This is a genomic window from Streptantibioticus rubrisoli, assembly GCF_024436055.1.
Classification (GTDB): domain Bacteria; phylum Actinomycetota; class Actinomycetes; order Streptomycetales; family Streptomycetaceae; genus Streptantibioticus_A; species Streptantibioticus_A rubrisoli.
In genome coordinates this window covers 1-8,791 of sequence record NZ_JANFNH010000083.1, presented here as the reverse complement: position 1 = coordinate 8,791, position 8,791 = coordinate 1, and the positions used below count along the sequence as shown (strand labels likewise).

At 67.7% G+C, this 8,791-nt stretch carries 6 protein-coding genes and 3 pseudogenes; 2 read left to right on the top strand and 7 right to left on the bottom strand.

Features of this window, described 5'->3' with window-relative positions:
* Positions 1-286: 286 nt before the first annotated feature.
* The 7 genes and pseudogenes from NON19_RS32645 to NON19_RS32620 form a co-directional block, all read right to left on the bottom strand.
* Positions 287-1,368: pseudogene (locus NON19_RS32645) on the bottom strand (integrase core domain-containing protein).
* A 103-nt stretch (positions 1,369-1,471) separates the two neighbouring features.
* A pseudogene (locus NON19_RS33860) lies at positions 1,472-1,753 on the bottom strand (integrase); the annotation flags it as partial.
* Positions 1,754-2,009: 256 nt separating this feature from the next.
* Positions 2,010-2,438, bottom strand: a complete 429-nt coding sequence (locus NON19_RS32640; RefSeq protein ID WP_255932900.1) for a type II toxin-antitoxin system VapC family toxin — start codon at positions 2,436-2,438, stop codon at positions 2,010-2,012.
* Positions 2,435-2,710 (bottom strand): hypothetical protein, encoded by a 276-nt coding sequence (locus tag NON19_RS32635; RefSeq protein WP_255932899.1) that lies wholly within the window; start codon positions 2,708-2,710, stop codon positions 2,435-2,437. Before NON19_RS32635 ends, NON19_RS32640 begins: the two co-directional genes overlap by 4 nt.
* A 613-nt stretch (positions 2,711-3,323) precedes the next feature.
* Positions 3,324-4,415, bottom strand: coding sequence for an integrase core domain-containing protein (locus tag NON19_RS32630; RefSeq protein ID WP_255932898.1), 1,092 nt, complete (start codon positions 4,413-4,415; stop codon positions 3,324-3,326).
* Between the two features lie 99 nt (positions 4,416-4,514).
* Positions 4,515-4,853 (bottom strand): annotated as a pseudogene (locus NON19_RS32625) (transposase); the annotation flags it as partial.
* A gap of 960 nt (positions 4,854-5,813) precedes the next feature.
* On the bottom strand, positions 5,814-6,476 hold the full coding sequence (locus tag NON19_RS32620) for a TetR/AcrR family transcriptional regulator (RefSeq protein ID WP_255932897.1): 663 nt from the start codon (positions 6,474-6,476) through the stop codon (positions 5,814-5,816).
* A gap of 121 nt (positions 6,477-6,597) precedes the next feature.
* On the opposite strand from NON19_RS32620, the gene NON19_RS32615 reads away from it, so the two are divergent.
* Both NON19_RS32615 and NON19_RS32610 read left to right on the top strand, forming a co-directional pair.
* Positions 6,598-7,794, top strand: coding sequence for an acyl-CoA dehydrogenase family protein (locus NON19_RS32615; protein ID WP_255932896.1), 1,197 nt, complete (start codon positions 6,598-6,600; stop codon positions 7,792-7,794).
* Positions 7,795-7,865: 71 nt separating this feature from the next.
* On the top strand, positions 7,866-8,408 hold the full coding sequence (locus NON19_RS32610; protein WP_255932895.1) for a flavin reductase family protein: 543 nt from the start codon (positions 7,866-7,868) through the stop codon (positions 8,406-8,408).
* The last annotated feature ends 383 nt before the right edge of the window (positions 8,409-8,791 follow it).

Genomic DNA, 8,791 nt, shown 5'->3' with positions numbered 1-8,791 from the left:
GGACGAGTACGTCCAGCACTACAACGGGCGAAGACCCCACCGCGGACAACAGCTGCACCCGCCGCGGCCCGACCACCCCACCGCCGACCTCACCCAAGAAAGGATCAAGCGCCGCCTGGTCCTCGGCAGACTCATCAACGAGTACGAGCGAGCGGCGTAGCGATGCAAGTCATCGCAGGCGGCCGTGTTCTGGAACCCCACAGGATCGTGCTGCCATGCCACCGACGATCGGCCCCGACAGGCATCGTGATCGATGGTGTGGTGTTCGGAAACTCGTCGCTGTTGGTCAAGTAGCGTATCTGTACTCGTTGGTCACGCCACCGATCACTCGGGTGCGTAGGAGTCGGTGAGCGGTCAGGTTGACCGCAGGCGCCGGGTGCTTCTGGGCGAGGGGCGGGAGTTGTCCCCGAGCCTGGTGTGGGCGATGGCGGTTGTAGTGCCGGGCGTAGGCGTCGAGGAGCTGCCGGGCGTGGGACTCGTTCCAGATCAGGAGGTGGTCGAGGACCTCGGTCCGCAGGGTTCCGATGACCCGTTCGCAGTGCGCGTTCATGCGGGGAGCCCGCGGCGCGGTCCGCACAACCTCGATGTCGTCGGCCGCGAAGACCGCGTCGAAGGACTTGGTGTACTTCGCGTCCCGGTCGCGGAGCAAGAAGCGCAGTGAGTCGGCCCGTACGCCCAACTCGACGGCGAGGTTTCTCGCCTGCTGCACCGTCCAGGACCCTGTGGGATGTGCGGTCACCCAGGCGATGTGCAGCCGGCGTGTGCCGTGCTCGAGGAACACCAGCGCATACACCCGGCGCAGGTCGACAAGGTCGATGTGCACGAAGTCGCAGGCGATGAGGCCCTCGGCCTGCGCGGTCAGGAACTCGTGCCACGTCGGTCCTCCACGGCGTGGGGCTGGGTCGATCCCCGCCGCGGTGAGGATCTCCCAGACCGTCGTCGTGCCGACCGGGTGTCCAAGCCGAATCAGTTCGCCCTGGATCCGACGGCAGCCCCAACGAGGATTCTCTTTGGCCAGCCGCAGCACCAGCGCCTTCACCGCACCCGCGGTCGACGGTCTGCCGGGCCTCCGTCGCATGCTGTAGTCCCACTTACGCGCGATCAGCCTGCGGTGCCACGCGAGCAGCGTCGCGGGCGTCACCACAAACCCTGCGCCCACCGGCGCCGGGGGATCAGCGAGGACAGCGCCGCAAACCACAGGCGATCCGTCGGCTCGTACCGCACTGGCCTCGTCAGCTGCCTCCGCAGCACCGCGTTCTCGTGCCGCAGAACAAGCAGTTCCGCGTCGTTGGCCGCGTCCCGCCGCAGCAGCAACGCCGGAGCCGCGAGCAGCTTCCGAGCCACCTGGTACACCAATGAGACGATCACCCGGACAGGCTTCCAGTAGACCGTAGTGGCGCGCCAGACCGCCTCCGAGCAGCAGCGATGAGTTTCCGAACGGCATAAGGCTCGAGCGGCGAAGGACACGGCGGATGGTGGCTGCGGCCACCCGGTGGCCGAGGCGCTGCAGCTCGCCTTGGATCTTGACGTACCCCCAGGTCGGATTGTCTGTGGCGAGGCGGCGGATGAGCGCGACGACTTCCTCGGGTAGTGGCGGCCGACCAGATCTGGCCGGTGGCTGGCGCCACTTCCAGCGCACCGGACGTCGGTGCCAGGACAGCAGCGTGCCCGCGGTGGCCAACCGGCGGTGACGCCGGGCGGACGGCAGATGGCGCTCGAGAGCGCAAAGCACGGCGCGATCTGCCCACGACATCCGCGGTCGCCCGACCTGTCGTCGGAGTACAGCGACCTCATGGCGCAGAGCGAGGACTTCGACCTTGTGCGCGGCAGAGGACCGTGCCAGTAGCGTCAGCCAGCCCAGCAGTCGACAGAAGATCAGGTACAGCAGTCGCAGACCCACAATCCGCGATCATGCCCGGAACGTAAACGCCTGCAAAAGCCGCTGCTCAGCCACCATGCGGCAGTAGAGACACCCTTCAGGCCACCCAGCCGACCCCGAGCACGCCTGTCTATCCCTGGTGCTGCCAGGGGTTGACGAGTTCGGCGCCGGTGCGGTCGAGGTGTTTGGTGTTGCGGCTGGCCAGAGTCCAGCCGTTGGCCAGGGCGGTGGCAGCGATGAGGGCGTCGGGCGGGTCGATGGGCCGACCAATCGTCTTGAGGGTCTTGTGCAGGGCGAGGTAGGCGGCGGCCTCGCCTTCGCCGACCACAGCGATCCGGTGGCGGTACTCGGTGCGCAGCGTGGCCAGGGCCTGGGCGTAGCGGGCTTGGCGGAGTGGGTCGGTGGTGGCGGCGACACCGGCTTCGATCTCAGCGATCGTGACTACGCTCAGGTAGCGGTTCGGGCGGGGAGTGGAGTGGAACCAGGCGACCACGTTCGGGTCCGGCTTGATGCGGGTGGTGAGCTCGGCGACCACGTTCGTGTCGAGCAGGTAGATCATTCAGGGCCCTGGGGCTCGTCATATGTGCGGGCGCCGAAATCCAGTCCCTCGAAGGGGGTTTCCAGCAGGAAGTCCTCGAAGCCGTCGTGGGCGATGGTGGCCCAGCGGGTGAGCATGGCGGGCAGGTCGTCGAGGTCGGTCACGGCCAGTTCGGCGTCGAAGTGCGCGACCTGGTCCGGGGGGAGTGACTCCCTGATGTCGCGGATCGTCCGCAGCGGGTGGGCGGGCTCGGAGGCGAACGGTCCCACGGGATGGTCATGTGCTGTGCTCATGGCATCCTCCCGGTAGATCGCGGTCATCCGCCATGGTACCGGGGTCTGCGCTGCGGGCTGGCGACCTCATCCAAGATCTGCCATGTCGTTCGATCTGAGCATGAGGCGTCGGATCGCGGTCATGGGCGGCGCCCACGGGCTCGGGACAGCCGTGCAGGATTTGGCCGGGGAGCGGTGCGTCATCGAGGACCGGTCTGGTACGGCCAGTGGGGGGTCATGGCGATGCGGAGGTAGGGGCCGTGTTGCCCCCATTTCTTGGGACGGAGGAGCGTAATGCCACCCCGTTCGGCTCCGTACCGCTCTGAGCTGACGGCTACAGTGCGATGTGCTTAGTAACAGAAAGTTTCCCGCGACCTGGGGGTCAAGGGGTCGCAGGTTCAAATCCTGTCGTCCCGACTTGCGAAACCGCAGGTCGAAGGCCGTTTCCGTGAGTAACGGAAGCGGCCTTTGTCGTTTTTGCGGTGGGAGCGACCGGGGAGCCCTCTGGGAGCGCTCTTGCTCCCAGCCTCAAGTGGCGTCAATCGCGGGCGATTTGTCCGTCGCCCGGTCGGGTGGCTGTGGGGCGCGGTACGGGGACGTTGCGCTGCGGGTGCCGATATTCCGTCCACACAGGTCAGGCGGCGTGCGCGTACTCATGGAGGATTCCGCCGAGTCGGTCACGCAGGTGAACGTCGAGTCGGTCGAGTCGGTCGGGATCCCTGATCAGTTCGGGGACTGGTCGCAGGGGCGCCGCGCTATTCAGGGCACGGTGTGGCTTGTGCTCGTTGTAGAACGATTCGATCTCGCGAAGCGCGTGGAGCAGGTGGGCCTGGTTCCAGATCAAGGTGCGGTCGAGGAGCTCGTGTCTGCAGGTCTGCTCCCAGCGTTCCATGATCGAGTTCATCCGGGGGACGCGGATGCCGGTGGTGACGACCCCGATGCCCTCGGCGGTGAAGACGGCGTCGAACGCTCGGGTGTACTTGCTGTCGCGGTCCCTGATCAGGTGCGTGACCGTGGCCCCGGCGTCTTGGAGGTCCATCATCAGGTTCCGGGCGGCTTGGGTCACCCAGGCCGCGGTGGGATGGGCCGTCGCACCGAGGATGCGGACGCGGCGGTTGGTGTGCTCGATGACGGCGTAGATATACACGGTGGCGCCATTGAGGGTGGTGGCGGTGAAGAAGTCGCAGGCCAGGATTGCGTGGGCCTGGCCGCGCAGGAACGCGGCCCAGGTCTGGCGGTCACGTTCGGGCGCGGGATCGATCCCGTGCGCCTGCAGAATCTCCCATGCGGTGGAGGGTGCGACCTTGATGCCCAGCGCGGCGAGTTCGCCGTGGATCCTTCTGTAGCCCCACCCGCAGTTCTCCCGGGCCAGGCGCAGGATCAGAGCCTGGATGGCGCGGCGGGTGGCCGGACGGCCAGGCCGCTTGCGACGGGAGATGCGGGCATGGCGGCGTCGGATGAGGTTCCGGTGCCACCGCAGGATCGTGTCCGGGGAGACGATCAGGTGGAGCATCCGCAGCCGGGCGCGAGGCAACTGGTGGAGGGGTGCAGCCAGGAAGGCGCGGTCCGCCGGGGTGACGCGTGGCCTGACGACCTGCCGCTGCAGGACCGCCAGTTGGTGGCGCAGCGTCAATATTTCGATGTCCTTGTCGGCGTCGCTCATTGGAAGCAGCCGTATGAGGGCGAAGACGTTCGACACGGCGAGGTAAGGCAGTCGCAACAGCACGATCGATCAGCCTGACATGCCTGCCATACGACCGCCGGCGTTCGCAAGACCCTGCAGGCCACAGGCCATGGATAGGGTTTTCGGCACCCGCAGGGAGCGGATATCCCGCACGCTGATGCCGCGTGCGTACAGCGACAGGATCTGCTCGTTGAACCCCGCCAACCGCCTGGCATGCTTGGGCGCCAGCTGCGGCTCGAAAGTTCCCCCGCGGTCACGCGGCACAGCGAGGGTGACCGCTCCGGCGTCGGTGAGCACCGTCTTCGGCGAGGTGCCATTGCGGGAGTTGCCCGAGCCACGACCGGCCGGATCGTGCTTTTCGTAGCCGAGGTGTTCGGTCATCTCGGCGTCCAACGCCCGCTCCAGCACGGCCCGGGTGACCTCCGTCAGCAGGCCGCCTTCGCCCAGCAGGGCTGCACCCGAGGCGTCAGCGCGGTCCATCAGCCGCTCGACGACCTCATCCACCAGCTTGTCCTCGACTACCGGCTCAGCGGCCGGGGCCTTGCTCTCTTTCATGTTCGTCCGTCCCGGCTGGCCAGGCCCGAGGCTGGGCCTCGGCCAGCCTGTCATATCCCGGACTTACACGATCTTCCGGACACGCTCGAGCCTTCCGGTACGGCGGGCGGCACGTGGGGGGCATCAGTTGCCGGGGTCGGGCCGTGAGGCGCGGGTCGTCGGCGTGACCGCAGAGGTCGGAGAGCCCGGGCGATCAGTGCGGTGTGCGGCTTCTTCGAAGGCTGTGGAGGCCGCGGGACCGAGCCGAACGAGGCTGTGGATAAGGGCAGATTACGGTGCCGTACGGCTGCATTGTCCGGTCCTGCCCCGTGGCCGGTTCGCCTGCCAAGGTGCGGTTCGCGCTGCGAGGCCGGAGCGGCAGTTCAAGGGGTGTCGGTCGACTGGTCGGGCGGCCAGGTGATCTCTGGCGATGATGCGGACGACCTCGTCCTCGGCGTGAAGGACAGCGCCGTTCCAAATCCACCTGTGGCGCCTCAAGGCTGCTTGGCGCTGACAGCACCGTGCGGGTGCCGCTCAAGGATGTGTCAACGGTGATGACGATCAGAAATCCTCCGCTCACCCTCAGGCTCTTCCCCAGATCTGCCCTGGTTGCCCCACCCTGCAGGTGACAGACGCCGGTTGGGCGGCGGGAGAGCCGACTTCACACTCCGGGTGCGGGTCGGGCGGGCAAATAAGTGGGAGAGGTACAGGTCGCTGATCCCCCCAGCCAAATCCGGAGCGATGGTTCGCGAGTAGAGGCTGCGCAAGCAGGCCTTGGGGCCGCCGACCCTGGGCATGGGCCAGCCCGGCCGCTGTCAGTTCGCCATCGAAGTCTGGGAGATCACGCACCCTGACATTGCCTGAGGCGTCCTTGGGGAAAAGCATCCCCTTGGCCCCGTCGGCGGCTCAGGTGTGGGCGGGTGGCTGTTTGGCGCGGCGGCGGTCGGGGGTGAGTAGATAGGCGATCGCCATGTCGCTGAGTTGGTCCGCGTACAGCCTTTGGGCCGCTTCGTCCGCGGGACGGTCTGGGCGTACGGAGTTGTGGAAGCAGGCGCCGAGGATGGCGCGGGCCACGGTGTCCAATGCTGTCCTCGGGTGAGAGCGCTGGATCTGGCCGGCGTAGGGGGTTGCTGCTTCGAGGAAGAGGCGGTGGATCTCGGTGATGGCGCGGGCACCGCGGTCCAGCGCACTGGTTTCCCGCGTCCGCAGCAGCTCGGGAAAGATGTTGCTGCTGTCGGCGAAGGATTGCAGCAGCGCGTGCGCATAGGCGTCCATGACGCCGGACAGTGACGGCTCAGCCATGCGCAATCGCTCGGCCACATACTCCTCACGCCGTTCCAGCAGTCGCTCTGCCAGAGCGCTGATCAACTGCTCCTTGCCTTCGAAGCGGCGGTAGATCGAGCCGACCGAGACGCCAGCGCGTTCCGCGACGCCTGGGATCGTCATCTCCTCCAGGCCGCCCGAGGTGACGATTTCCTCGGCGGCCTGCAGTACGCGAGCCAGTGTCGCGGCGCTGCGCGCCTGCCGAGGTTCCCGGTAGTGCACTCGGCGGTCTGGCTCATCACTCATGTTCCGCATGGTATCGGCGGTGGCTTTGGCGGACGTTCTTGACAAGTGGTGGGCTCCCGCCCGTAACATCGAGAATGCGAATTCACATTCGCATTCGAGGGTTCTATGGTGAGGAGCCACCATGCCAACGCAGCTGGAGGGCGCGGCGGAGGCCCGCGCCCTGATCACCGCGATCCGTGAGCGCCGGGGGGAACTGGCCGAGGGCGGTTTCGCCAGTGACCGAGACAACGCGGACCCCACCGCCAACCTCGCACTGCTGGCCGAGATCGGGGCGGCTCGGCTCGCCGTACCCACCGAGTACGGGGGACTGTGGGACGGCACGGAACACAGGGGGTGGGGCGCCGTCATCCGGGCGGTGAGGGAGGTCAGTGCGGGCGACGGCCCCACCGGACAGAACTGGCTCACCACCGTCCTGGTGGCCCGCGAACTGTTCGGCCCCGGCAGCAGCCTTCCGAAGTCGACCCGCGTCGAACTGGCACGCCGGATACTCGACGACGGCCTGAGGCTCGTCTCCTCCGCCGCGGAAGCGGGCGTGGCGGGCACGACGACCGCACGGCCCGCCGAAGGTGGGGTGGTGATCAGCGGCACGAAGACCTTCAACACCAACAGCGGCGGCCTGGGCATGGCCATGGTCCGCTGCCTGCTGCAGGGCGAGCAGCCCGCGCACCACAAGGTCCTGGTGGACCTCAACCACCCCCGGGTGCAGTTGCACGGTGACTGGGACAACATGGGCCAGCGCGGAACCCGCAGCCAGACGGTCACCTACCAGGATGTCTTCGTGCCCGACGGCTGGCACCAGCCGGCAGGCGAACAGCTCTCCCCGGTCTTTGTGGGCGCGGTAATGCTGCTGCACGCCGCCCTGATGCAGGGCATCGGCGACGGCGCCCTGGATGCCCTCGTCCAGCACACACGCACCATGAAACGCGGCTCGCTGCCCCAGTTCGCCACCCCGACCGAGGACCCGCTGATCATGCGCCGCATCGGCGCCCTCTCCAGCAAGCTGGCCGCCTCCCGCGCCCTGCTGCACAGTGCGGTGGACCAACTGGAGGCAGCCCAGGACGGCGAGGACATGGACGCCGTCACCATCGACTGCTTCCGGGCCAAGGTCGCCGCCGTAGAAGCCTCCCTCGAAGCCGCCGCCGAGATCCACGAGATCACCGGCGCGCGCAGCACCTCCAACGCTTACCGGTACGACCGCTACTGGCGCAACGCCCGCACCTTCGCCTCCCACGACCCCACCGACGCGAAGAACGTCTACATCGGCGGCTATGAGCTCGGCAACCGCCTCCCGCCGCTGTCCACGATCATCCGCTTCTGAGCACCAGGCACAGCCCGGCCATCGCGCCGGGCCCCGGGCCCACTCCTGCCAGCACTCCGGAGGCAACCGACATGCATCACCACGACAGCGCATTCCCCCACGGCACCGGTTCGAGCCTCGTCTCCGACGCTCTCTTCCGGCAGGCCATGGCCTCGGTGGCCACACCCGTCTCCGTCGTCACCACCACTGAGGGAGACACGCCGTACGGCAGCACGGTGAGTGCTTTCGCCTCCCTGTCCATAAATCCGCCGATGGCTCTGATCGCACTCGACGAGAACTCAAGTCTGCTGGCCGCCCTGCGCCGCACACACCGCTTCGCCCTCAACGTACTCAGCGCCGGCCAGAACAGCCTCGCAGGCGTCTTCGCCCGCAAGGGCCCCAACAAGTTCGCCGGCATCAACTGGCACCAGGAGGCCGGTCTCCCACGGCTCGCCGGTGTCAGCATCTGGCTCGCCTGCACCGTGGACCACTTCCTCCCCGGCGGGGACCACACCATCGCCGCGGGCCTGGTCACCGACGCTCACGTCAGCGAGGAATCCGCGCCACTCACATACCACCGCCACCAATTCGGCACCCACGTACCGACCGATGCACCCTACGGACCTGCCGGATGAGCGCTGCTGCTTGGTCTCCCAGAGCCTGTTCAACCTGCGGCAACTGTCGGAGGTGGCCCGCGCGGAAGATCTCCCGAAGTCGCTTGACCTCGGCTTCGATTCCGCGGCGTGGACGTAGGTTCCGAGGATGCGTGGTCCGGGGCGCACGCGTCCGTGACGTGCGGCGTTGCCGGTTTCGGCTCCGCCGTGCTCGCCACTATCGGCGACGCAGCCGCGCATGGGGCGGCGCCGCGTCCGCCCGAGTCGCCGATCCTGTTGCGCACTGGGGCGGCCGCCCGCGTCGAGGAGGGGATCGCCGTGGGCGATGGGGTGGTGCGGGGAGGCTGAGGCTCCGCCCAATTAATCGGTGTCTGCGATGATGTCCGCCCCGGTAGCGTCGCGGC

What these genes read in the sequence shown, in the direction of transcription:
- NON19_RS32615 (WP_255932896.1), top strand. Translation starts at nt 6,598, where the DNA reads ATGCCAACGCAGCTGGAGGGCGCGGCGGAGGCCCGCGCCCTGATCACC.
- NON19_RS32620 (WP_255932897.1), bottom strand. Translation starts at nt 6,476, where the DNA reads ATGAGTGATGAGCCAGACCGCCGAGTGCACTACCGGGAACCTCGGCAG.
- NON19_RS32610 (WP_255932895.1), top strand. Translation starts at nt 7,866, where the DNA reads ATGCATCACCACGACAGCGCATTCCCCCACGGCACCGGTTCGAGCCTC.
- NON19_RS32635 (WP_255932899.1), bottom strand. Translation starts at nt 2,710, where the DNA reads ATGAGCACAGCACATGACCATCCCGTGGGACCGTTCGCCTCCGAGCCC.
- NON19_RS32640 (WP_255932900.1), bottom strand. Translation starts at nt 2,438, where the DNA reads ATGATCTACCTGCTCGACACGAACGTGGTCGCCGAGCTCACCACCCGC.